Annotated in this window: 1 protein-coding gene; it reads left to right on the top strand. The window is 36.3% G+C overall.

Features of this window, described 5'->3' with window-relative positions; all coding sequences use genetic code 11:
- Positions 1–25: 25 nt before the first annotated feature.
- On the top strand, positions 26–487 hold a 462-nt coding region (locus FCS21_RS17640; protein WP_222927981.1), incomplete at its 3' end, for a hypothetical protein.

Genomic DNA, 487 nt, shown 5'->3' on the forward strand with positions numbered 1-487 from the left:
AGAAACTACTTCCTACAGATTGTCGTTGAGTAATTTAGATCAAGAAGGCGTTACACCTAACACGTCATATAACCGATTAAACGCTAGCTTAAATGCTACAGCAAAAATTTCACCTAAATTTAAATCAGAAGGTACCTTTAGTTTTACAAAATCGGAAAATCAAAAAGCATCCAAAGGTGGGTCAGGTTCACTAACTGGTAGTAATGGGTATTTATTAACACTATTGGGTTGGCCTCAAAATGATGATGTACGTAATTATTTGAATACTGATGGATCAAGAAGGAAAATTACTTCCGGAGCATTGGATACTGAAACTGACAACCCATTTTGGGACGTAAACAAGAACTTGGCTGAAGATTTCAACAACCGTTTTGTTACCAATGTTGGATTAATATATGATCCAACAGAATGGTTAAATTTTACAGCTCGTGCAGGTTGGGATGTAAATTCAGGTCAAGGATACAGAGCAATTCATCCAGAATCAGCT

Source organism: Colwellia ponticola (assembly GCF_005885605.1).
Taxonomy (GTDB): domain Bacteria; phylum Pseudomonadota; class Gammaproteobacteria; order Enterobacterales; family Alteromonadaceae; genus Colwellia; species Colwellia ponticola.